This window comes from Swaminathania salitolerans (assembly GCF_007988945.1).
In the GTDB taxonomy this organism is placed as follows: Bacteria; Pseudomonadota; Alphaproteobacteria; order Acetobacterales; family Acetobacteraceae; genus Swaminathania; species Swaminathania salitolerans.
Genome location: NZ_BJVC01000006.1, coordinates 50453 through 72617, shown reverse-complemented (window position 1 = coordinate 72617; position 22165 = coordinate 50453). Strand labels below are relative to the sequence as shown.

Sequence of the window (22165 nt, the reverse complement as noted above, 5' to 3'; positions counted from 1 at the left end):
CGGAAAGCCGGTAATGTCATTGGAGTCGGAAGGGGAGACGGTTCACCAGACTGGTGGGGACCGCCGGAGAGTCCTGCAGGATCATGGCCATCGTACCGTGAGCCGTGTCGGAATGGGCGACAAGTTCTGGACCGATCTCTACCATCATGCGCTGACCACGAGCTGGCCCCGGTTCATGGGGTGGTCGACACTGGCCTATATCGTGGTCAATCTCGCTTTCGCGGTCATGTATCGGGTATGTCATGCCCATATCAACGGGTCTCCCGATCATGACCTGCTTTCGCTCTTTTTCTTCAGCGTCCAGACGCTCTCCACCGTGGGCTATGGCGTCATGGCGCCCACCGGCCATATGGCGAACGCACTCGTCTCGATCGAGGCGCTTCTGGGCATGATGGTCAACGCGCTGGCAACGGGCGTCGTGTTCGCTCGCTTTTCCCGTCCCAGGGCGCAGATCCTGTTCAGCCGCAATGCGGTCATCAGCCAGACCAGCAATCCTCACGCCCTGTGCATAAGGCTGGCCAATGTCCGCCGAAGCGCCGTTCTGGCCATGGATGTCGAGTTGTCGCTCTCGCAATATGTCGCGGGGGAGGGCGGTTATCCCACCCATGTCTTTACCCCGCTCAAGTTACTGCAATCGCATATTCCTGCCTTGCGCTTTGCGGCGCGTCTCGTCCATCCGATCGATGCGGCAAGCCCGCTGGCCGATTGCGACCCGGTGGAACTCGGTGCGACCCATGCGCAGATCCTGGTCACGGTGCGAGGTACGGATGAAGCGACCGGACAGGCCGTCCTCATGCAGAGGAGCTACGATTTCGAGGCCGTTCTCGAGGGGAGGCGGTTCGTGAAGATGATCGCCAGGGAACCGGATGGCGGATATCTCGTGGATTACCGGCGGCTTCATGAAGTCGAGGAAGAGCTGGATGCTTCCTGACATGAAAGACAGGTATTCATTATTTTTTACAATGTTATGACAGTGTCATATCTTCTTCATGATACGTCAATGTTTCGTTATACAACGCTCGCTCTGGGTCATTATTCCGGTTCTGCCGGATAGAACATGAAAAGCAATATTCCGGCACCAGTCTGAAACGATTGGCCGGAGCTGTGGATGGGAGTCGTCTCGCCGCATCGCCGGCGGGAGATTCCTCGTGGCGCGTGGCAAGGGTTTATGTACGATTCTGACGGTTCTGTGCTGTACCGGGGGCGCAATGGCTTCTCCGGGCGGGGATAAGGCAGCCGGCCACGACGCCGGTAGCGGCTCCGCTCCGCGCAGCAACGCGAAAAGCGATGCGGCTGTATCCGCCTTGCCGCCCTCTCCCACCCGGATGCTCACCAGAGCCCCGATGCATCAGGGCGGGCTCGAGAGCATCGTCGTCACGGCGCAGAAACGATCGGAAAACCTGCAGAAAACGCCTATCTCGATGTCGGTCATGACGGCGAAGCAGCTGGCCAACCGTCATGTCGTCTCGCTTGTCGATCTCGGGGACGGCTCCATTCCCTCGTTGCGTATCGCCCAGTTCGCGGGACGGAACTCGGCCCTCGTCGTCAATATCCGCGGTGTCGGCGTGCTTGGGGACAGCAACCAGCCCGCCCGCGATCAGGGGGTAGGCGTCTATATCGATGGCGTGTATGTCGCCCGGCCCCAGGCACTGGGTACCGCCCTGTTCGATGTGCAGAGCATCGAGGTGCTCAAGGGACCGCAGGGGACGCTGTTCGGGCGCAATACCGAAGGCGGGGCGCTGAATATCGTGACCCGGCGACCGACGGGCAGGTTCGGCATGCGTCTCCTCGGCGGTTTCGGCAATTTTGCCAGCAACAAGGGCGAGCTGCATCTCGACCTTCCCGCCTTCCACGATGTCGCGATCAAGATCGATGCCGTCACCGCTCATCGCGACCCTCTGGTGCGCAATCTGCTCGACGATACCGGAGGGTTCAACCAGTACGACAAGCACGGCGTGCATGTCGAAGCCCTGTGGACGCCGGTCAGGAATTTCACGGCGGATTATGCTTACGACAACAGTTATGACAGCACCACCACGCTGTGGATGCAGCTCCTCGAAGGCGGACGGAACCCGCGGGCGGAGGTGGCCACCCTGCAACGCAGCCGGGCCAGGAGCGCCAATATCGGCGTTCCCGAACGCCCGAGCATCGGGCGTACCAGCGGCCATCGCATGACCCTCGCATACCGGGCCATCCCGAAATATCTCACCCTGAAGTCCATCACGGCCTACAGGGAGCTCAGTCAGAGCCAGTACGATAACGGGATGGCGTCGGGCAGCATGTCCAACATCTCCGGCGACTTCACGGGCTGGAAATTCGCGCGGAACTCTCTCGCCGGTTTCTGGCAGGACCAGGTCAGCCAGGAGGTGCAGGCGATCGGACACACGCGACGGCTGAAATATGTCGGCGGCTTCATGTATTACCGCGAGAACGCCTCCGACAATGCGCAGGCATTCTATACGAACCGCTTTCTGGATCCGCAGGGCAGTCGATACACGCTGATCGGGGGGCCAGCCTATGACGACTGGAGTCTCCAGCCGATCGATCGTGCCAGCCGCGTCGCCACGACGAGCTGGGGCGTGTACGGCCATGCCGTCTATACCCCGCCCGTTCTGCACGACGCGGTGCATCTCACCGCCGGGCTGCGCTGGTCGCGCGATGCCAAGCGGGGGGTTCTCTCCGTCGTCAACAACAAACCGCCCGTGAACACGAATGGCGATTCCGGCCCGATCGGCTTCGATGCCGCCTGGTCCCGTGTCGATCCGATGCTCAATATCAGCGGCGATCTCAGCCGGAACATCATGCTCTACGGCAAGTGGAGCACAGGGTACAAGGCGGGCGGTGCCAATTCACGCGCGCAGGATTACGAGGCTTTCGGTCCTGAATCCGTGTCGATGTTCGAGGTCGGGACCAAGACGGAATTCCTCGATCATCGCGCGCGGTTCAATCTTGCGGGCTATTGGGGCAGCTACAAGGATATCCAGGTCGATTTCAGCAAGCCCTACCAGATCGGCAACCAGATCACGACGCGCACCACCACCTCGACCATCAATGCCCCCGGGAAAGGGGATCTGAGCGGGGTGGAGGCCGATATGCAGATCATGCCGCTGCGCGACGTCACGATCGGCTTTTCCTATGCCTATAACCATGTCCGGATCCCGCCGACCGCCAACCCCTATCCGAACTCCGCCGGGATCGTCAGCGCGCTTCTCGTGCCCATCTATCAGAGTTATACCCCGGCGCATTCGGGCAGTTTCCAGATCGACTATACACGGCCTTTCGAGGGATTCACCCTGCTCGCGCATCTCGATGGCAATATCGACTCCGGATATTACGCCAGCGCGACGGATCCGGTCTATCTGGGGGTGGGTAACCCACGGAATGTCTATCAGCCCAGGGGCGATAGCGGACTCATCGTCAATGGACGTATCGCCATGGCGGGTCTCAGGCTCGGCCGAACAGGCGCCAAGGCGACGCTATCGCTGTGGTCGCGCAACCTGTTTGCCGAACAGCATGTCTATTTCAAGTATTTCGGCGTCTCGAACGGACTCCAGGGATATTTCAACGAGGCACGCCAGTTCGGCGGACAGGTCGAACTCAAATTCTGAGCGAGGCTCGCGGGGAGAGGCCGACAGCCTCCCTCTCGCTCTCGCCGAACCGTCCCGGAGCCCGCTCAGGCTTCCGGAACGTCCTCCGACATGGCCTCTGCTTCCGCCCGGAGCCTGTGGAAGCTCCGTCTGCTGAAGGGCAACATCACGAGATAGATGAGACCGGCCGCAGCAAGCGCCCCCCAGGGATCGGCGAGCAGGATCGCGGCATAGAGAAGGGTGCCTAGCATGAGCGGGAGTACGAGCCGCGCCGGGACCTTGAAGTTCTTGAACGACCAGACCGGGATCGTGGACACCAGCAGCGCTGCCGTGAGAACGAGCGCCCCCGCCGCCATGAAGGGAGAGCGCGCCAGACCATCGAGCAGGGGCCAGTTCATCTTCTCGGCTTCGAGCCCGAGGAAGATGGGAAACAGCACCACTCCGGCACCGGCAGGCGCCGGAACCCCCGTAAAGAAGCTGTACGAATAGGCGGGCTTTTCCTCATCGTCGAGACCGGCATTGAACCGCGCAAGACGCAGCGCCATGCATACGGTGAACAGGATGCAGGGGACGAAGGCGAAACGCCCCCCGCTCGCCTGGAGGGTCCAGAGATACAGCAGGAAAGGGGGGGCGACCCCGAAGCAGACGAAATCGGAAAGAGAGTCGAATTCGGCGCCGAAACGCGATGTCCCGTGCAGGAGACGTGCGATACGCCCGTCGAGACCGTCGATACAGGCGGCGATCAGCAAGGCGCCTGCCGCACGGGCGAACTGTCCTTCGAGGCCGTAGCGCATGCCGCTCAGCCCGGCGCAAAGCCCCAGCATCGTAAGCAGATTGGGGATCAGCCGGTTGAAGGACGGTCCGCGCACCCTGGCCCGTCTCGGGCGGATACGTCGCAGGCGCCGCTTGCGCCGGGGACGCTGCGGAACGAGAGCGGTGGAAAGGGGAGGTTCCGTCACGGAAAGGCGCGTCTCAGAGGTGAGCGATGACGGTTTCGCCACCGACCATGGTCTGTCCGGTGCTGACGAGCGGCGTCACGCCGGGCGGAAGATAGAGATCGGTGCGCGAGCCGAACCGGATCAGACCGAACCGGTCTCCCGGCTCGACGGCGCTGCCTTCCTCGACATAGCAGACGATCCGCCGGGCGATGAGCCCTGCGATCTGGACGACGGCCATGTGACGACCGTCCTCGAGGGTGAGACGCAGCTCATTGCGCTCGTTGAGATCCGAGGCCTTGTCCAGGCTCGCATTCAGGAACTGGCCGGCGTGATAGGCGATCTTGGTCACCGTGCCGGCGGCAGGTATGCGGTTGATATGAACGTTGAGTACCGAGAGAAAGGTCGCAACGCGCCAGACCGGCTCGCTGCCCATGCCGAGCGACGCAGGCGGCGTGGCCAGTTCCACGGAGACGACCCGTCCATCTGCCGGGGCCAGGGCCAGATCGGTACGCGCAGGGGGGAAACGCTTGGGATCGCGGAAGAAATAGAGGCAGAATCCGAACCCGCCCAGAGCGAGATTCCCCACGAGGCGGGTCATCCGCCAGGGCGTCGCGCGACCAAGCACGGTCAACCCGCCCGTCAGCGCAAGGAAAGGGAGGGCAGCGCGGTGCGGCGGTGCCAGAACGGACTTGATCGATTGAATCAGGGACATGGGCTACCTTTACGACACCGGGTGGAGGGGTCAAGTTCTGTCAGCGTTCCACGAGGACGCATCAGGGAGGCGATCCTGCGGGGAAACGGCAGGGCTGCGCGCTCCGTTTCCGTGGGCACGCCAGAATAGAGATCCTTGCAGGCCATGACGAGATGGACTCCGCCGAAACGGCGGCCCATCAGGGTAAAAATCCTGTCTCCCGTGCGACAGGCCCGCTCGTTGAGATGCAGAAGCGCCGGTGGCGCGGAGAGGGCGGCACTCTTGCGCTCGGGGTGGAACATGGCGTCGGCCAGCGCGCGGTCGAGCTGGCTGGCGGAGAAAGGACTCCCGTGGCCGAAAGGAAGGGAGTCGTCCGAGGCAGCGAGCCCGGTCCGGTTCGGCACGACGAGGATCAGACGGCCATTATCCGAGAGAACCTTCCAGATCGTGCGCAGCAAGGGCGCGGGGTCCGAGAGTTCGAGACCGTGAACGAGGAGCAGGAGGTCGATGCTCAGATCCTGGAAGGGCAGGCAGTCGGCCGGTACGACGCAGGACGGCGCAGCGGTCTGACGCGGGGGGGACTGGCGCGGGGAGGGCTGGCGCGGGGCATTCTGGCGGCGGGGGCCGGTTTCTCCTCTGGTCAGGGCGGTGTCGAGATGCGCGGAGGCACGCCAGCGCGCCGCTTCGAGATTCCGCCAGCGCGCCATGAGCGGATCGGCATGTCCGAGGCCGAGCACGCGCAACCCGGTCGGGTCCGGCAGAAGGGGGGCGAGTCGCGCCATGAGCAACGCAGCCGTCTGTTCGCCACGGCGGGTGGCATAGAATGCGGCTGCATCGGGAGTGGTCGACGTGCTGGGATGCTTGGGCATGAGATGCAGGCTAACCCGCGTGCCAGCGCTAAGCCAGCCTCATTCACCTCCGCCGGACCCGATGCCACCGGGGGGGTGTCATCCCGCAAGCGCGAGCGGTTCGCCGCATCGGCGGAAAACGCAACATCTCGCGGATGTCTGTCGTTATGAGAGCCACATGGCGCGTTGGCGTAGTGCCGTCGCACCACCGCAAGAGGGAGGGCCGTATCGCATGAGCCTCGAGATTACATCCATTCCCGTTCTGCGCGACAATTATGCGTGGCTTCTGAAAGACACCCGAACGGGCATGGTCGCGGTGGTGGATCCGGGCGAGGCGGAGCCCGTGGCCGCGGCTCTGGACAATGGGAGGCTCGATCTGATCCTGCTGACCCATCATCATGCCGATCATATCGGAGGAGCGGAGGCTCTGCGCGCGCAATCCGGAGCGGCGATTGCGGGGCCAGGCTCCGAGGCGCATCGATTGCCGCGGCTCGATATTGCCCTGGAAGATGGCGATCGTATCGCGCTCGGTGACGAGACCGGCACGGTGATCGGTACGCCGGGACATGCCGATGGGCATATCTCCTTCTATTTTCCTTCGAAACCGGCGCTTTTCTGTGGCGACACCCTCTTCAGCATGGGATGCGGGCGCCTTCTGGAGGGGAGTGCGGAAGAGCTTTTTGCGAGTCTGGCCCGTTTCGGCAGTCTGCCGGACGAGACGCTGATCTTCTGCGGTCATGAATATACGCTGACGAACGGGGCATTTGCCCTCGGTCTCGCTCCCAACGATGCGGCACTGCGACAGCGCGTGGAATCGGTGCAGCGCCTGCGCGCGCAGGGCAAGCCGACCGTACCGGTGACGCTCGGGGTCGAGCGGCAGACCAATCCGTTTTTGAGAGCGCGCGATTGCGCGCAATTCGCCGCGCTGCGCAAGGCACGCGACGTGTTCTGAGGGCGCATCGTTCCCGCCAGTATCGGCTATGCGGTAAACGGTCCGGAGAAGGAGATCAGTCCATGAAGCCGTTCGATCTGCGGGATTACCGCTATGACGCCCTCATTTTCGATTGCGATGGAACGCTCGCAAACACCTTGCCCGTCCATTATCTGACGTTTCGCGAGGCGCTTGCGGAACATGGCCTGCCTCTGGAACCGGACTGGTACGGGCAGCGGACCGGCCTCTCCAGCGGAAAGCTCTTCGATGCCTATGAGGCGGCTTTCGGCGTTGCTCTCATGCGGGAGGGTCTGCTGGCACGATGTCGGGAGATCTATCGCACCCATCTCGATCGTCTGGAAGAGCACGGGTTTGCTGCCGGGATTGCGCGAGCCTGCCGGGGGAAATCTCCCATGGCGGTTGCTTCTGCCGGTCAGGGCGAAATCGTTCGGGCGACGCTCGGGCGTCTCGGTCTGGTGGATCTGTTCGATGCGGTCGTGACGATCGAGGATGTCCGACGGGGGAAGCCCGCGCCCGATCTCTATCTTCTCGCCGCGTCGAAACTGGAGGTGCCCCCCGCTTCCTGTCTCGTTTTCGAAGACAGTCCGGAGGGGCTGGAAGCGGCGCGTGCCGCCGGGATGGAAGCGATCGACGTTCGGCCCTATACGCCGGAGCGCCCCCTCACCACTGATGATAGATGATCATCTTGATGAGGGTGGCCACGATACCGAGTGCGACGACCCCGCCTGCCCATAATCCGACGAACCAGCCGAGTCGTGCCAGAAAGGAGGATGAGGCAGGCATGATCGTATCTCCTCAGTGATAGTGCTGGTCGGCGGTGACCGTGCCGCGGAACACCCAGTACGAATAGATCGTATAGGCGGAGATGATCGGCAGGAGAATGACGGCGCCGACCAGAAGGAAGATCTGGCTCTCGGGCGGTGACGATGCCGACCAGATCGTGACCGTGGGCGGCACGATATAGGGCCAGATATTGATGCCGAGCCCCGAGAAGCAGAGGAAGAACCAGCCGAGCGCGCAAAGGAACGGCGTGACGCGGGTTTCCGGGCGACGCAGCGAGACGAAGAACACGGCGGCAAGCGCGAGAACGGCAACCGGAACCGGGGCGACCCAGAGGATCTCGGGCCAGTGCGTCCAGCGATGCATGTAGGTCGCGTGGAGATAGGGGGTCCAGAGCGAGGCGATCGCGATCAGGGCGAGCATGGCCAGACCGAGCGGTATGGACAGGCGCTGCATGACGGATTTGAGATCGGTCTCGGTGCGCCAGACGAGCCAGGTCGCGCCAAGAAGTGCATAACCGACCGCCACGGCGAGACCGCAGAAGAGCGGGAAGGGCGAAAGCCAGTCCCAGGCACTGCCGACGAAGGCATTGTTCTCGATCTTCACGCCCTCGATCAGACCGCCGAGAATGATCCCCTGCATCATGGCCGCGACCAGGGAGCCGAGGCAGAACGAGACGTCCCAGAACTTCATGCCGAAGATGCCGGACGCCTTGACGCGGAACTCGAACGCGACGCCGCGCAGGATCAGCGCGAGCAGCATCATGATGATGGGAAGATAGAGCGCGGGCAGGATAGTGCCGTAGGCTACGGGGAAAACGCCGTAAAGCGTGGCACCGCCGAAGATCATCCAGGTTTCGTTACCGTCCCAGACAGGGGCGATGGTGTTCACCATCACGTCGCGGTGTTCCTTCCTCGGCTCGCCGAGGAAGAGAATTCCGATGCCCAGATCGAAGCCGTCGAGGCAGACATAGATGAAGATGGCGACAGCGGCGAGCGCTGCCCAGACAATGGGCAACCAGTAAGCTGCGGTACTCATGATGGGACTCACTCTGCCGGATGATGGGAGACTTGCGTGATGCCGGCTGCACGATGCGGTTCGTCACGCGGGGGTTCCGGCTCGTGGGAGCTGGGTTCCTTGGAGAAATCGCGGATCAGGATGCCGACACCGGCCGTGAACACGATGAAATAGACGATCACGAACGCGGTCATGGAGGCCGCCATGTTCGGCAGCGTCACGGGCGAGACACTGTCCACGGTACGGAGGAGACCGTAGATCGTGAAAGGCTGTCGTCCCACCTCGGTCGTCACCCAGCCGCAAAGCAGCGCGATGAATCCGGCAGGCGTGAGTACGAGGGCCAGACGATGGAGCAGCGCGTTGGAGTAGAGCTTGCCTCTCCAGCGGAGGAACAGCGAGTAGAGACCCGTGCCCGCCATCAGGACACCGAAGGCGATCATGATACGGAAGCTGAAGAAGACGATCGGAGAGGGCGCTCTCTGATCCTTTGGATAGTCCTTGAGACCGGGGACCTTGCCGTCGATGCTGTGGGTCAGGATGAGCGAGCCGAGAAGGGGGATACCCACCTTGTAATGGGTGGTCTCGTTCTTCATGTCCGGAATGCCGAACAGAAGCTCGGGAGCCCGGCTTTCGGATTCCCAGTCGCCTTCCATCGCGGCGATCTTCGCTGGCTGGTATTTCAGCGTGTTCAGGCCATGGGCGTCACCTGCAAGGATCTGGAGAGGCGCGACGATGGCGGCCATCCACATGGCCATGGAGAACATGACCTTGACCGCCTCGGTGGGCTTGCGCTGCTGGCGGCGCGCCTTGAGCAGATGCCACGCGCCCACGCCACCGACGATGAAGGCCACGCAGAGAAAGCATGCCAGCGCCATATGCACGAGGCGGAAGGGGAAGGACGGATTGAAGACGATCGCCCACCAGTCCGCGGGAAGGAAGCGTCCGGTCGCGGCGTCGATCTTGTAGCCTCGCGGCGTCTGCATCCAGGAATTGGACGCGAGGATCCAGCTCATGGAGATGAGGGTGCCGAGAGACACCATGCACGTTGCCGCGAAATGCAGCCGTTTGCCGACGCGGTTGAGGCCGAACATCATCACACCGAGGAAGCCGGCCTCGAGGAAGAAGGCGGTCATCACCTCGTAGGCGAGCATCGGACCGAGGATCGGCCCGGCCTTCTGGGAGAATTGCGACCAGTTCGTGCCGAACTCGTAAGACATCACCAGTCCGGAGACGACACCCATCGCGAAGACGACGGAGAAGACCCGGAGCCAGTATTTGAACAAATCGAGATAGACGGGTTTTTCGGTCTTGAGCCAGAGGCCCTCGAGCACGGCCAGAAAGGCCGCCAGACCGATGGAAAAAGCGGGGAAGACGATATGGAATCCGACGGTAAACGCGAATTGCAATCGTGCAAGGAAGAGAGCACTCATGTCAGGCATTGCAGGGATCCGCGGCCAGTGGCCTGTGTAGGGAAGACAGCAGCACTCTAGGGTGGAGATGTTAAGAACCTGCTTGCTTCCCGGGTCATCGGGAGTGCGCGGATAATATCGCGAATATGTGATTTTGCAATGAAATGTTATCGTGCTTGCCGGGCAGGGCAAGGTCCAGACGGTCCGGAAAACTTGCTGCATGTTCATTCAGAAAGCCGCGGATCTGCGCCTGTTCCGGGGTATCGTCATGAGACGATTCCGCCTGCGCGAGCCACAGACTTGCCGCTTTTCGAAGTCCGTCGAGATGCAGCGACAGATGCCGGTTTCCTCCGGATTCGACATGTCCCCTTAATGTACAGCGAAGGGGACCAAAGGAGGCCTCGGCGGTCTGGATTAAAAAAAGCTCATGCCCGGGGCGGGAATTCGCATCCGGCGTTCGACCGCCCGGTCTGGTGAGAACGAGGCGGAGCCCTGTCGGTTTCGGAAGAGCCGACAGAACGGAAGGGGCCAGGACACGGGAGAGCGCGCTGCCGGGCTGGACGAGTCCGCGTTCGGCCCGGAGATCGATGGCCCAGGAGATTTCCGCTCTGGCGCCGACTGGCGGTACGAGAGCGATTGCCGAGACGTTCTGGAGGATCGCCAGACGCAGAAGCGCCGGATCGCCCGGCATGATGACGATCTGGCGGGTCCGGAACAGGGTCCGGCCCGACGAGGGTACGAAGCGACCTTCGACGGGGGAGGCGGTCACGACGAGGGCGTCCCCGGTCCTCAGAAACCGCGCCCCCTCCAGATGAAAGACGACGCTGAGAGGGTGAAGCGGATTACGGCTCAGGACGAGGCGATCCGCTGTCAGCCCCCAGCGCGATCCGTCCATCAGGCGCGGATGCTCGATCGTCAGAACGGGCATGAGCGACCGGCCTGCGATGTGCGCCGAGGACGCGCCGAAACGCAGCCCCTGCTGCTCGGCACGCCTGCTCAGCAGCGCCAGCGTCTCTGCGGGTGGAGGCATGCGCGCAAGCGCGATCAGTGCCGCCGTCCCGATCGCAAGTCCTGCCAGAAGCACCACGAGAGTCGCTATGACGGTCGTCCGGATTCCTGCCGGGATTCGTGCGCCGGGACGCGACATCTTGCGGTTTTTCCTCATGGCAGGGCGCCTTGTCCGAAAGAGGCAGAAGGAGGCGCGACGTGATCTGACAGGTGCATCGATCAAGGCTTTCCGCAGGTTTGTCCCGTTTTATCCCCAAAGCTCCCACAGTCCCGATGGGGGGAAAAGCGGAACCGTTCTCATGGAGACTAGGAAAGGGGGAAACTCTGTGCTAGACGGCGCGACCTTCCCCAATCCCGGAGCGGGCGAGTCCTGTAAAATCCCGGAAAATGGGCGTTTTGACGTATTTTTTTGCTTGACGTCGTCTTTCGCGCAACGTCGCGCGGGATTGTCCGGAGTCCGATCGGGCCGGGCATGGCCGCGGAGCGAACTCCCTTGGAAAATACTGATGTCAATACTCTGGGTCCACAGAGTTATCCACAGGGTGGGGGATATTCTCCCGCTCGCTGAGTGTATTCCATGAGCGATAGATGGAGTCGATGAGCGATGCCCGTCCGGCGCTGCCGGGTACGGGTGCGCCGATGGCGACGACGATCTCTCCCGGCTGCATCAGCCAGCCCCGACGCGGCCAGTGGAGGCCTGAATTCGTCGCGACCGGGATGATCGGTACGGAGGCCTGTTTGGCCAGCGCCACGATCCCGGGCTGAAGAGCCACGCGCTTGCCCGGGGCGGTACGGGTGCCCTCGGGGAAGATGATGATCTGACGATCCCTGTCGAAATGATCCTGCGATGCTTTCATGAGTGAGCGGAGGGCCCTGGCACCCGCGCTGCGTTCGACCGGGATCATGCCGGAGAGCAGAAGCATGGGGCCGACGAACGGAATCCGGGTGAGCTCCTGCTTGATGACGTAAGCGGGGTTCCGGACGAGATTCATCCAGACGAAACCGTCGAAATACGACTGGTGCTGAGCGGCGATCAGGCAGGGGCCATCCGGCAGGTGATCCGTGCCGACGACCCGGATCCGGATCCGGCAGAAGGCCGACAGCCCCCAGAGCGTCAGGGCGGACCAGCGCTGTGCATAGCGGAGCGCCGCATCACGACGGCGAAGGATGCGGATCGGCAGCGCCCCCAGACCCATGACCAGGGTGAGTGTGACGAAATAGACGATGAAGAGAAGGGCGCGGACCCGGATCATGCTTTCCTTCCTGTTCGGCTAGGCTCGGCACGATCACTAGACCGAAAGCGGGAGGAAAGGGAGTCAGGTTTTGGGCGTGAGATTGACGCCCCGTGAAAGGCCGAGATGGGAGCCGATCCATTTCATGTATTCCTGCAGCAGCAGCCGCAGGGTCGCCCTGTCCGGCGCGCGCCGCGATACCGGCGAGCGGATGGGGTAGGGATGCAGCGCGAGCGTCGGGGCCGCGCGATGCAGTTCGATCATCGCCCGGCGGATATGGTATCCGGCTGTGACGACGATGAGGCTGTGGATCCGGTTGCGGGTCGCCCATGTCGCGGTTTCCACACCGTTTCCGATCGTCGAGACGGCGCGGCGCCCGAGGGTGATCCGTGAGGCGAGTTCCGGTGTGAGGCTTACCGGCGACCGCCCGGTGAGCTGCGCCAGTGTCGCGTGCGGGTCGACACCCGAAATCAGGAGCTCCCGACCGGCCCCCCGGGCGAGCAGAGCCAGAGACGCCTCGATCCGGTCGCGCCCTCCCGTCAGCGCGACGATACCGTCGCATCGGCCCCCGCACGGGATGGAGGGCGGAACGGGATTGAGCGCATCGATACAGAACCAGGCAAATCCCGCGCCCCAGAGTCCTGCAGCAAGGAGCAGCGCGAGGGGGAGGAAGACCCAGCGTTTCAGGGAAGCCTCCTCAGCCAGAGCCTGACGGTGCCTTGCGCCACGACGAAGCTCAGAAGCGCGACAAGGACAGGGACGCCGAGCAGGGACTGGATCAGGGATGCCGGGATGGACAGCAGCGCAGAGATCCATTCGGCGATGCCCGACGGCCAGAGCGCGTGCTCCCCGCCCTGATGATCCAGAAAGGGCAGAACGAGTCGGTGAAGGATGGCCAGAGCGGCATAGCCCAGAACCATGCCGATGGCCCCGCCCGCCAGACCGAGGCTGGCGCTGCGCCAGGCAATGCGACGGGCGATCAGACTGTCTGCGGCACCCAGACCGTGCAGGATCTCTATGGTGCGGCGTCGTGCGATCAGCGTCACGCGTACCGAGAGGGTGGTCACGCCAGCGGTGGCGATTCCCGCAAGCATCACCGCAAGCCAGGCACAGGCCTGGAGGCTCTCTCCCAGAAGGGAGAGCCGGGCGCCCCAGGTCGCATTCTCTTCCACGATCGCGCCCGGGGCCAGCGTGTCGAGAACGGCGGGAAGATTCGTGCGGGGGTGTCCGGGTCTGCGGGTCATGGTCAGGATTTCCGGCAGGTCCGAAAGGCGCGCCTGCATCGTGCCCAGCCAGGGACGCAATACCGTCCTGAGATCGTCCTCGGAGAGGATGGATATGGAGTCCACCCCCGGATCGGCGCCGAGAACCTTCACGAGGCGCTCTGCCTTGCGATGTGCCTCCCCCGTGAAATCGGGGATCTCGATCGTGACCTGCTGACCGGCTCCGGTCCGCCATTCCCGCGAGAGGGAGCGGGCCGCATTCCATCCGCCGAGAGCGAGGGAGGCAATGGCGGCAACCGCTGCGATAACGGGGATGAGACCCCGGTCGCGGCGTCCGAGATGCAGTCCGTCGGGAAGCGCCCGGCTCATCTGTGCGGATCGCTCCGACGGGGGGAGGCACTGGCGCCGTTGCCGGTCTGGCGCCCACGGTCGAGGGCAATGGCCGGCATGGGAAAGCCCCGGAGCAGGGATTCGTTATGCGTTGCGACGATGACGGTGGTGCCGAGTCGGCTCAGCGTGGCAAAGGCCTCTATCAGCTGCCAGCTCTGACCTTCCGCAAGGGCATTGGTAGGCTCGTCGGCAAGGAGCAGCGCCGGGCGTACGATGAGCGCGCGCGCGACGGCAACGCGCTGTCTTTCGCCGCCCGAAAGCTGGTCCGGAAAGACGCCTGCCTTGTCGTGAAGTCCGAGCCAGTCGAGAACCGCTGCGGCCTCGGAGGCGATCCTGTCCCGGTCGGCGCCGGCAAGGCGAAGGGGCAGGGCCACATTGTCGAAAACGGAAAGTTCGGCGAGGAGTCCCGGATCCTGGGGGACGAAGCCGATACGCTGTCTCAGATGCGCGCGCTGATTGCGTTTGGCACGGACGATATCGATGCCGAGAATTTCGGCGTATCCGCTCTGGGGCAGGGTCTCCAGATGCATCAGCCGCAGCAGGCTCGATTTTCCCGCCCCGGACGGGCCGGTAAGCCAGTAGAAACCGCCCTGGGGGATCTCGAAGCTCAGCCCGTGGAGTACCGGCTGTCCGCGGGCGTTGTGACGCGCCCGGCCATGGGCATAGCTGACGTCGCGAAACCGGATCATGACTGCCTCGGAAAGCGAACCTACATGTTCCGCGAAGCCACGGCGGCGATCGTCGCGCCCAGAGCCGCGAGCGCCATCAGCAGGACGCCATCGAATACGAGGCCGCCCGGCGTCAGGACGTGACCGGCAAAGGCGATACGCTGCGGAATGCTGCCCACGACGTGGTTCATGACGTCGATCGCCTGCGGGTCCGATGCGGCCGGTCCGGTCGTGATGGCAGCGAGGGCGCGCGGCAGGGCCATCCATCCGATCCCGATCACGAGACAGAGCGGGGCCAGGATTTCAGCGACCTGCTGGGCGAAATAGAACACGAAATAGCAAACGGCCCAGAACGCCGTGCGTATCAGGGTAAGGCCCGATGCCGGTGGCGTCGCACGGTCCTCGCTCGAGGTGGCGAGCCGTGTCAGGGACGGGCGGGTCGGAACTTCCATGAGACGCTTTCGGCTTGTCGTTGGCGGATCGGAGGGTGAACCTGTCCCGGTCGGGGCTGGCCAGAGTGACAGTCGTTGAGGTAGCTGCGGCGGCGATGAAATGCAATGATCGCGTGAGATCGAACTCACCGGATCGAACTCACTGGAACAAGGAATGCGCATGACGGTCGCGATGACGGTATGACCAGCTGCGAATCCCCGCCTCCGCTGATACTCCTCGTCGAGGAATCGGACGAGCAGGCGAGTACGCTCAATACCCTTCTGGAGGCCTCCGGTTTCGCTGTCCGGCGGGTCGCGAGCGGAGAGGAGGCGCTCTCCTGCCTCGATGACGGACTGCCCGATCTGGTGGTCGCGGATTATCATCTTCCCGGAATGAATGGCGGGCAGATGGCCCGTCAGTTCCGCATGAACACCCATACGCGTTCGATCCCGATTCTCATGCTGACCGAGGATGTGGCGCCCGGTCTCGAGCGTGAGGGGCTCGAGAGCGGTGCCGATGCGTATATCTCGAAATCGGCGCATCCCGATCTGCTGGTCCTGCGTATCAGGGCGCTCCTGCGCGAGGGCTCGGATTTTCTGCAGGCCGAGGAGGCCGGACGGTTCCGCCGCGCCCGGATCGTGATCGTGACGAGCCCCAAGAACGAGGAGCTGGACGAGGATTTTCCCGATAATGCGAGCTGGGAACGCGATGCATCGGGTGCGTCCCTGGGCGAGCTGCTCTGGCGGGACGGGCATACGGTCACGACCGTCTCGGCATCGAGCGAACTCATCCACGGGGCCTGGCTGGGCGGGGATGACGGGCCGGATTGTCTCGTGCTCGACCTGACCTCGCGCCAGCTCGACGGGGTCAATTTCTGCCGCAGGCTCGATGCGCGGCGTCAGGATGTGCTCGAGGCAGGGGGGACGTCGTTTCGCATTCTCGGAATCGTGGATGCGGATCGTTTCCGGCGTCATTCTGCGGCCGATCTGTTCGATGCCGGTCTCGATGACCTGGTGCCGAGCGATATCGCGCCCGATGTCCTTGCGCTGCGTATCCGCGTGCTCGTGCGGCGCAAGCTGGCGCAGGACGAGATCCGACAGCAGGAAATCAAGCGTCAGGTGCGCGAGGTGGCCCTCCAGACCGCGCAGAGCGAGGCGCGGGCCATCGCGGCAAAGGCGGCGATGGCCGAAGCCCTTGCCCATGCCAATGCCGAACTGGCCGACGCCAATGCCCGTCTGATCGAAACCCAGGCAAAACTGGTCCAGACGGCCAAGATGGCGTCCCTGGGCGAGCTGGTGGCCGGAATCGCCCATGAAATCAACAATCCTCTGGCGTTCACGCTGGCGCATGAGGAGACCGTTGCGCGGGCCTTGAAGCGCCTTACCGAATCGGAGGGGCCGCTCCAGCCCACCCAGCTCGCCTTGCTGGAGAAATGCGTCAGCCGGATCGGGTCGATGCGTCTCGGGCTTCAGCGCATCCAGAATCTCGTGCTCAGCCTGCGCCGGTTCTCAAGACTGGACGAGAGCGCGTTCCAGGATGTCGATGTCGTTGAGGCGATCGATACGGCTCTGGCGCTGCTGGCTCACAAATTCGGCCGCGAGATCGTGGTCGAGCGTCATCTTGCTGCACCGCGTATGCTGGTCTGCCAGCCCGCCCTGCTTCATCAGGTGGTCATGAACATCGTCAGCAATGCGGCCGACGCCATTCATATGCGCGCCGAGGCCCATGCACCCGAGCCGGGAGCGATCTTCGGGCGGATCGTCATCGAGACGCTTCTGCGGCAGACCGAGAGCGGCGCGAGCTATGTGATCAGCATCGCCGATGACGGCCCGGGTATCCCGTCGGATCTGAGGGCGCGCGTCTTTGAGCCTTTCTTCACGACGAAACCGGTAGGAATGGGGACGGGGCTCGGGCTTGCCATCGCCTATGGGGTGATCGAAGCCCATGGGGGCAGCATCGATATAGAAGATGCCAATCTGACGGATGGCCGGGGTGTGGGGGCCTGTTTCACCCTTTCGGTTCCGGTCCGGCTTACGCCCACCGGGCCGGTGACGATAGGACGCAGCGCATGAGGCGAACCGAGATGACGATACCCGTATCCCGCAGCCGGATTCTCCTTGTCGATGACGAGGCCGAAATCCTGGTGGCTCTTACCGATCTGCTCGAGGACGAATTCGATATCCTCTCCAGCACTGATCCTCTCGAGGCCCTGAATTTCCTGCGTCAGTCGCCCGATATCGCGGTGATCGTATCCGATCAGCGCATGCCGAACATGACGGGCGATGTGCTGCTCAGCAAGGCACGCGAGATTTCGGACGCGCGCGGGATCCTGCTCACGGGTTACGCAGATCTCGCAGCCGTCGTGGCGGCCCTGAATCAGGGGCGTATCCAGTTTTACGCGCACAAGCCCTGGGAGTCCGACTCCCTCAGGGCCATGGTGCGCGAGGTCGCTGCCCATCACCGTCTCGAGCGTGCCCTCAAGACGGAACGCGTCCTGTTGCACGGCGCGATGCAGGCCTTGCCGCTCGGACTCGTCTTCACCGATCCGCAAGGTCATGTCCTGCGGCACAATCTTTCCTGTCAGGAGGCGCATGACGCGGCTGCGGGCGCGACAGGCTACCGCGACGAGGCCGGTCTGTATCCGGCGGCGCTCGCATCGCAGATCGTCGCCATGCGGGAGGAGACCGCAAAGGAGGGTGAATCGACCCGGCTCGTCTGCGAAGAGACGCAGGACGGTCCGCGCTGGCACGATATCATCAGGCGCGCGCTGCCCTGGCCCTGTACGGCAGCGGGGGAAGCGCTTCCTGTGGCGCAGCGATGGCAGCTCAGTCTCGATCGCGATGTGACCGAGCGGATCGCGATGGAGGCGCATCTGCGTCAGGACGACAAGATGCACGCGCTCGGGACGCTGGCGGGCGGAATTGCCCATGACTTCAACAATCTCCTGACTGCCATGCTGGGCTCGCTCGAGCTTTTGCAGGACATGACGCCGAGGAGCGATCCGACCGTCTCCCGGCTTTTCGACAATGCGCTCGACTCGGCCCGGCGCGGCACGGTTCTCACGCGACGTCTGCTCGAGTTCGGGCGCCCGAAGCCCGTCGCGCTGCGCCCTGTTTCCCTCGTGGATCTGGTCTGGAGCATGAGGGACCTGATCAATCAGAGCCTCAACCGTCCGAGCGATCTCAAGGGAGAGACCGCGCGATGCACTCTCGATCTTTCGCAGGTCCCGCACGATCTCGACGTTCCGCCCGTCCTCAGCGATTCCGGTCAGCTCGAGATGGCGCTGCTCAATCTCTGCATCAACGCACGCGATGCCATGCCGCAGGGCGGTCCCATCACCGTCACGCTCGCGGCGGGGGATGCGGCGTCGGATGAAGGCTGCGTCATGCTCAGTGTCGCAGATGTCGGATCGGGGATGCCGCCCGAGATTGCGAGACGCATATTCGAGCCGTTTTTCACCACGAAGGGGCTCGGGAGCGGTACAGGGCTCGGTCTCTCGACGATCTACGGTTTTCTCAAGCGCAGCGGGGGCGATATCCGCGTCGAGACAGCGCCTGGCGTCGGTACGCGGATGACCCTCATCCTTCCCGCCTGCCGGAATGACGTGCCTGAAGACGCGCCTGGTCCGGCCGATACGCAGGCCAGAACCGGAAAACTCAGGATATTGCTCGCTGATGACGAGCCCGGGGTGCGGCTCGTGACCGAACAGTTCCTCGCCCAGAGCGGACACGAAGTGGTCGGTGTCCCGGACGGAAAAGACGTGATCGCTGCGCTGTCGCGTGGAGAGCGTTTCGATCTGGTCGTGCTCGATCTTCTCATGCCCGGCATGGGGGGACGGGAATGCGGTCAGGCGCTGGCGCTTTCCCATCCCGGTCTGCCGGTGCTCTATGTCAGCGGCTATGCCGATCCGGACAATCTCCCCGCAGATGCATTCATTCTGGGCAAGCCCTTCACGCCGCAGGACCTTCGCGAGGCCATCGCGGCGACGTTACGGGGAAGGCACTGAGTCGCATGTCGAAACGGGCTTGTCTGGAATTGTCGGCGTCTTATGTGACATGTCATGCAGACTCATTCTTCTCCCCCGCATGATCCGGTCGGCTGGCACGGTACGACCATTCTCTGTGTTCGCCGGGACGGCCAGGTTGCCATGGCGGGCGACGGTCAGGTCACGCTCGGTCAGACCGTGATCAAGGGCAATGCCCGCAAGGTACGCAGGATCGGCCCCAAAGGCGCCATTCTTGCCGGTTTCGCCGGAGCCACGGCGGATGCCTTCACGCTTCTCGAGCGGCTCGAGGCCAAGCTCGAGCGGGCCTGTGTCGATCTGGCCAAGGACTGGCGGACCGACCGGTATCTGCGGCGCCTCGAAGCCATGATGGCGGTGGCCGATGCGACCCGCTCCTTCACCCTGACCGGCAATGGCGATGTGCTCGAACCCGAGGACGGGATCATCGCGATCGGCTCGGGAGGCAATTACGCGCTCTCCGCAGCCCGCGCGCTGATCGATATCGAGGGATTGAGCGCCGAAGACGTGGCGCGCCGCGCCATGAAGATCGCGGGCGATATCTGCGTCTACACGAATCACGCCGTCCGGGTCGAAACCCTCGGAGGGGAGGAAAGCTGATGGATATTCCCAATTATTCCCCACGCGAGATCGTGTCCGAGCTGGACCGGTTCATTATCGGGCAGAACGAGGCGAAGCGGGCCGTTGCGATCGCCATGCGCAATCGCTGGCGTCGCGCCCAGCTTCCCGATGCGCTGCGCGACGAGGTTGTTCCCAAGAACATCCTCATGATCGGGCCGACGGGCTGCGGCAAGACGGAAATCGCCCGTCGTCTGGCCCGGCTCGCGCAATCGCCCTTCCTCAAGGTCGAGGCCACCAAGTTCACCGAAGTCGGCTATGTCGGGCGCGATGTGGAATCGATCGTGCGCGATCTCGTCGAGGTCTCGCTCACCATGCTCCGGGAGGCGCGCCGGAAGGACGTCAATGCCAAGGCCGAGCTCGCTGCGGAAAGCCGGCTTGTCGATGCGCTCACGGGTGAACTCGCTTCGGCCGATACGAAGCTGAAGTTCAGGCAGATGCTGCGCAACGGCGAGCTGGAAGACAAGGAAATCGAGATCCAGATCGGACGCGATGGCGGTATGCAGGGCGAGATGCCCGATTTCGCCTCCGGGACCGTCGTCAACACCGCCAATTTCGGCGATCTGATGAAGAACCTCATGAACCGCGCGCCCCAGCGCAGGAAACTGAGCGTTGCAGCGGCGCGCGCCCTGCTCGTGCGTGAGGAGGCCGATCGTCTTGTCGATAACGATGCCCTGACCCAGGATGCGATCAGACATACCCAGGATCACGGGATCGTCTTCCTCGACGAGATCGACAAGGTCTGCGCCCGTTCGGGCGAAGGGGGAGGGCGTTCGGGCGATGTCTCGCGCGAGGGCGTCCAGCGCGACCTTCTGCCCCTGATCGAGGGGACGACCGTCACAACGAAACATGGCCCCGTGAAAACGGATCATATCCTTTTCATCGCGTCGGGAGCGTTTCATCTTGCCAAGCCCTCGGATCTCCTGCCGGAGTTGCAGGGGCGTCTTCCCATCCGTGTCGAACTCGCCGGACTGACCCGGGACGATCTCAAGCGGATCCTGCTCGAGCCTGAACACTCCCTCCTCAAGCAGTACATCTCCCTGCTCGGGACGGAGAAGGTGACGCTGGTCTTCGAGGACGATGCCGTCGAGGCGCTTGCGGAACTCGCCTCCGACATCAACGAGCGGGTCGAGAATATCGGTGCGCGGCGTCTGGCGACGGTGATGGAGCGTCTGCTCGAGGATATATCGTTTCGCGCCTCGGACCGGGGAGGCGAGACGATCACCGTCACGGCCAAGGACGTTCAGGAGCGTGTGGCGCCCCTCGCGCGCAAGGGCGATCTCAGCAGGTTCATCCTGTGAGCGGGGCGTCTTCGGTCGGGTCGGCCCAGGGCGCGCCCTGGGTCGCGCCGGTCGATGCCTCCGCCCGGGAGGCGATCGATGCGATCGGCGAGGAACTCGCGATGTTCGATGACTGGATGGACCGGTACGAATATATCATCGAGCTGGGCCGGAATCTTCCTTCGTTTCCTCCTGCCTGGCAGGACGAGGCGCATCGTGTGCCCGGATGTCAGAGTCAGGTCTGGCTCGAGGCCAGGGAGGAAAACGGCGTCCTGTTCTTTGCCGGGGCCTCTGATGCGACGATCGTAAGCGGTCTCGTCGCGCTGCTCCTGCGTGTTTATTCCGGGCGTACGGCGCAGGAGATAGAGGAAACGCCCCCGGGTTTTCTGCACGATCTCGGTCTGGTCAAGGCGCTTTCGACGAACCGGGGGAACGGTGTCGAAGCGATGGCGCAGGCCATACGCGCCCGTGCCCGAAGCTGAGACGTGACCGCGAGGGACGCGATTGAACGGCCCTCGCGATTCCTTTTCGAAACCGACCCGGTCGGGAGCCGGTTTTGTGCCGTTTGCGAAAACGGCTGAGCCGTTCCGGTCAGTGCTGTCCGGTGGCGGATCCGGCGGTCTGCTTGCCCGACATGGAAGCCGCATCGCTGCCCTGCGCCTTCATGGTCCGATCGGTCCCTGACGGCGCGCCGGAGCCGGAGGCATTTTTTCCATCGGCCTGCGCTGAGGTGTCGTTCTGACACTTCATGAACTTGCCTTTTTCGTCCCGGCACTTCTTCGGTTTGTGGGGCTCGCATTTCACGTATTTCCCGGTCTGCGGATCACGACAGGGCTTGGCCTGGGCCAGCGGGATCATGGTGGTGCCGAGCATGAGGGCGAGGGCGAAAGCGATGAGACCACGGGCCATGAACAGGCACTCCGGAACAGGGGGTAAGGCGATTGAACGCGGAAACAGTTTGACGCAGAAATACTCCGACATGATGTGAGTCGTTTCAAGCATTTCCTTGCAGATCATGCACGCCGAACGATGAAACGATCGTAAAGCGCGGATATGCTCCTGCGCTCCATC

General features: G+C 63.3%; 22 protein-coding genes. 9 read left to right on the top strand and 13 right to left on the bottom strand.

Features of this window, described 5'->3' with window-relative positions:
• Positions 1–13 precede the first annotated feature (13 nt).
• Complete coding sequence (locus SSA02_RS11445; protein WP_147094215.1) at positions 14–931, top strand: ion channel; 918 nt, start codon at positions 14–16, stop codon at positions 929–931.
• Positions 932–1148: 217 nt separating this feature from the next.
• Positions 1149–3608: a TonB-dependent receptor gene (locus SSA02_RS11440; protein WP_222591079.1), complete on the top strand. Its 2460-nt coding sequence runs from the start codon at positions 1149–1151 to the stop codon at positions 3606–3608.
• A 65-nt stretch (positions 3609–3673) separates the two neighbouring features.
• Here SSA02_RS11440 and SSA02_RS11435 read toward each other — a convergent pair whose 3' ends face one another.
• The 3 genes from SSA02_RS11435 to SSA02_RS11425 are packed head-to-tail and all read right to left on the bottom strand — an operon-like array spanning position 3674 to position 6085.
• Complete coding sequence (locus SSA02_RS11435; protein ID WP_264884112.1) at positions 3674–4546, bottom strand: CDP-alcohol phosphatidyltransferase family protein; 873 nt, start codon at positions 4544–4546, stop codon at positions 3674–3676.
• Between the two features lie 13 nt (positions 4547–4559).
• Positions 4560–5237, bottom strand: a complete 678-nt coding sequence (locus SSA02_RS11430) for a phosphatidylserine decarboxylase (protein ID WP_147094214.1) — start codon at positions 5235–5237, stop codon at positions 4560–4562.
• Complete coding sequence (locus tag SSA02_RS11425) at positions 5228–6085, bottom strand: class I SAM-dependent methyltransferase (RefSeq protein ID WP_147094213.1); 858 nt, start codon at positions 6083–6085, stop codon at positions 5228–5230. Before SSA02_RS11425 ends, SSA02_RS11430 begins: the two co-directional genes overlap by 10 nt.
• 211 nt (positions 6086–6296) lie before the next feature.
• Here SSA02_RS11425 and gloB point away from each other — a divergent pair, with 211 nt between their 5' ends.
• The gene (gloB, locus tag SSA02_RS11420; protein ID WP_147094212.1) at positions 6297–7016 is read left to right on the top strand and encodes a hydroxyacylglutathione hydrolase; all 720 of its coding nucleotides are present in this window, start codon (positions 6297–6299) and stop codon (positions 7014–7016) included.
• Positions 7017–7078: 62 nt separating this feature from the next.
• Complete coding sequence (locus SSA02_RS11415) at positions 7079–7696, top strand: HAD family hydrolase (RefSeq protein WP_147094211.1); 618 nt, start codon at positions 7079–7081, stop codon at positions 7694–7696.
• On the opposite strand, the gene SSA02_RS11410 is transcribed toward SSA02_RS11415, so the two are convergent.
• The 9 genes from SSA02_RS11410 to SSA02_RS11370 form a co-directional block, all read right to left on the bottom strand.
• A complete protein-coding gene (locus SSA02_RS11410; RefSeq protein ID WP_147094210.1) occupies positions 7677–7799 on the bottom strand; it encodes a DUF2474 family protein in 123 nt (40 codons plus the stop codon). The two genes, SSA02_RS11415 and SSA02_RS11410, sit on opposite strands and share 20 nt — an antisense overlap.
• Before the next feature lie 12 nt (positions 7800–7811).
• Positions 7812–8834 carry a cytochrome d ubiquinol oxidase subunit II gene (cydB, locus tag SSA02_RS11405; RefSeq protein ID WP_147094209.1) on the bottom strand — a complete coding sequence of 341 codons (1023 nt, stop codon included), beginning with the start codon at positions 8832–8834 and terminating at the stop codon, positions 7812–7814.
• Positions 8835–8842: 8 nt separating this feature from the next.
• Entirely contained in the window at positions 8843–10252 is a 1410-nt protein-coding gene (locus SSA02_RS11400) for a cytochrome ubiquinol oxidase subunit I (protein WP_147094208.1), read from the bottom strand.
• Positions 10253–10337: 85 nt separating this feature from the next.
• Complete coding sequence (locus SSA02_RS11395) at positions 10338–11369, bottom strand: hypothetical protein (protein ID WP_147094207.1); 1032 nt, start codon at positions 11367–11369, stop codon at positions 10338–10340.
• A gap of 370 nt (positions 11370–11739) precedes the next feature.
• On the bottom strand, positions 11740–12483 hold the full coding sequence (locus SSA02_RS11390; RefSeq protein WP_147094206.1) for a lysophospholipid acyltransferase family protein: 744 nt from the start codon (positions 12481–12483) through the stop codon (positions 11740–11742).
• A gap of 63 nt (positions 12484–12546) precedes the next feature.
• Positions 12547–13119 (bottom strand): YdcF family protein, encoded by a 573-nt coding sequence (locus SSA02_RS11385; protein ID WP_246103897.1) that lies wholly within the window; start codon positions 13117–13119, stop codon positions 12547–12549.
• A gap of 26 nt (positions 13120–13145) precedes the next feature.
• Positions 13146–14054, bottom strand: coding sequence for a cell division protein FtsX (locus SSA02_RS12945; protein ID WP_147094204.1), 909 nt, complete (start codon positions 14052–14054; stop codon positions 13146–13148).
• A complete protein-coding gene (locus SSA02_RS11375) occupies positions 14051–14764 on the bottom strand; it encodes a cell division ATP-binding protein FtsE (protein WP_147094203.1) in 714 nt (237 codons plus the stop codon). The genes SSA02_RS12945 and SSA02_RS11375 overlap by 4 nt, the downstream gene beginning before the upstream one ends.
• Positions 14765–14784: 20 nt before the next feature.
• Complete coding sequence (locus tag SSA02_RS11370) at positions 14785–15195, bottom strand: hypothetical protein (RefSeq protein WP_147094202.1); 411 nt, start codon at positions 15193–15195, stop codon at positions 14785–14787.
• A gap of 180 nt (positions 15196–15375) precedes the next feature.
• Between SSA02_RS11370 and SSA02_RS11365 the strand changes: the two genes are divergently transcribed.
• From SSA02_RS11365 to SSA02_RS11345, 5 genes are read left to right on the top strand one after another with little or no spacing between them, the layout of a single operon-like run.
• Positions 15376–17247: a response regulator gene (locus SSA02_RS11365; RefSeq protein WP_147094201.1), complete on the top strand. Its 1872-nt coding sequence runs from the start codon at positions 15376–15378 to the stop codon at positions 17245–17247.
• Positions 17244–19181 carry a response regulator gene (locus tag SSA02_RS11360; RefSeq protein ID WP_246103879.1) on the top strand — a complete coding sequence of 646 codons (1938 nt, stop codon included), beginning with the start codon at positions 17244–17246 and terminating at the stop codon, positions 19179–19181. Before SSA02_RS11365 ends, SSA02_RS11360 begins: the two co-directional genes overlap by 4 nt.
• Before the next feature lie 54 nt (positions 19182–19235).
• On the top strand, positions 19236–19796 hold the full coding sequence (hslV, locus tag SSA02_RS11355) for an ATP-dependent protease subunit HslV (RefSeq protein ID WP_147094200.1): 561 nt from the start codon (positions 19236–19238) through the stop codon (positions 19794–19796).
• Positions 19796–21115 carry an ATP-dependent protease ATPase subunit HslU gene (gene hslU / locus SSA02_RS11350; protein WP_147094199.1) on the top strand — a complete coding sequence of 440 codons (1320 nt, stop codon included), beginning with the start codon at positions 19796–19798 and terminating at the stop codon, positions 21113–21115. The genes hslV and hslU overlap by 1 nt, the downstream gene beginning before the upstream one ends.
• The gene (locus SSA02_RS11345; RefSeq protein WP_246103878.1) at positions 21112–21576 is read left to right on the top strand and encodes a SufE family protein; all 465 of its coding nucleotides are present in this window, start codon (positions 21112–21114) and stop codon (positions 21574–21576) included. The genes hslU and SSA02_RS11345 overlap by 4 nt, the downstream gene beginning before the upstream one ends.
• A gap of 109 nt (positions 21577–21685) precedes the next feature.
• Here SSA02_RS11345 and SSA02_RS11340 read toward each other — a convergent pair whose 3' ends face one another.
• Complete coding sequence (locus tag SSA02_RS11340; protein WP_147094198.1) at positions 21686–22111, bottom strand: hypothetical protein; 426 nt, start codon at positions 22109–22111, stop codon at positions 21686–21688.
• Positions 22112–22165 lie beyond the last annotated feature (54 nt).

What these genes read in the sequence shown, in the direction of transcription:
- SSA02_RS11400 (WP_147094208.1), bottom strand. Translation starts at nt 10,252, where the DNA reads ATGCCTGACATGAGTGCTCTCTTCCTTGCACGATTGCAATTCGCGTTT.
- SSA02_RS11340 (WP_147094198.1), bottom strand. Translation starts at nt 22,111, where the DNA reads ATGATCTGCAAGGAAATGCTTGAAACGACTCACATCATGTCGGAGTAT.
- SSA02_RS12945 (WP_147094204.1), bottom strand. Translation starts at nt 14,054, where the DNA reads ATGAGCCGGGCGCTTCCCGACGGACTGCATCTCGGACGCCGCGACCGG.
- hslV (WP_147094200.1), top strand. Translation starts at nt 19,236, where the DNA reads ATGCAGACTCATTCTTCTCCCCCGCATGATCCGGTCGGCTGGCACGGT.
- SSA02_RS11375 (WP_147094203.1), bottom strand. Translation starts at nt 14,764, where the DNA reads ATGATCCGGTTTCGCGACGTCAGCTATGCCCATGGCCGGGCGCGTCAC.
- SSA02_RS11430 (WP_147094214.1), bottom strand. Translation starts at nt 5,237, where the DNA reads ATGTCCCTGATTCAATCGATCAAGTCCGTTCTGGCACCGCCGCACCGC.
- SSA02_RS11365 (WP_147094201.1), top strand. Translation starts at nt 15,376, where the DNA reads ATGACCAGCTGCGAATCCCCGCCTCCGCTGATACTCCTCGTCGAGGAA.
- SSA02_RS11445 (WP_147094215.1), top strand. Translation starts at nt 14, where the DNA reads ATGTCATTGGAGTCGGAAGGGGAGACGGTTCACCAGACTGGTGGGGAC.
- SSA02_RS11415 (WP_147094211.1), top strand. Translation starts at nt 7,079, where the DNA reads ATGAAGCCGTTCGATCTGCGGGATTACCGCTATGACGCCCTCATTTTC.
- SSA02_RS11410 (WP_147094210.1), bottom strand. Translation starts at nt 7,799, where the DNA reads ATGCCTGCCTCATCCTCCTTTCTGGCACGACTCGGCTGGTTCGTCGGA.
- cydB (WP_147094209.1), bottom strand. Translation starts at nt 8,834, where the DNA reads ATGAGTACCGCAGCTTACTGGTTGCCCATTGTCTGGGCAGCGCTCGCC.
- gloB (WP_147094212.1), top strand. Translation starts at nt 6,297, where the DNA reads ATGAGCCTCGAGATTACATCCATTCCCGTTCTGCGCGACAATTATGCG.
- SSA02_RS11370 (WP_147094202.1), bottom strand. Translation starts at nt 15,195, where the DNA reads ATGGAAGTTCCGACCCGCCCGTCCCTGACACGGCTCGCCACCTCGAGC.
- SSA02_RS11395 (WP_147094207.1), bottom strand. Translation starts at nt 11,369, where the DNA reads ATGTCGCGTCCCGGCGCACGAATCCCGGCAGGAATCCGGACGACCGTC.
- SSA02_RS11360 (WP_246103879.1), top strand. Translation starts at nt 17,244, where the DNA reads ATGAGGCGAACCGAGATGACGATACCCGTATCCCGCAGCCGGATTCTC.
- hslU (WP_147094199.1), top strand. Translation starts at nt 19,796, where the DNA reads ATGGATATTCCCAATTATTCCCCACGCGAGATCGTGTCCGAGCTGGAC.
- SSA02_RS11390 (WP_147094206.1), bottom strand. Translation starts at nt 12,483, where the DNA reads ATGATCCGGGTCCGCGCCCTTCTCTTCATCGTCTATTTCGTCACACTC.
- SSA02_RS11425 (WP_147094213.1), bottom strand. Translation starts at nt 6,085, where the DNA reads ATGCCCAAGCATCCCAGCACGTCGACCACTCCCGATGCAGCCGCATTC.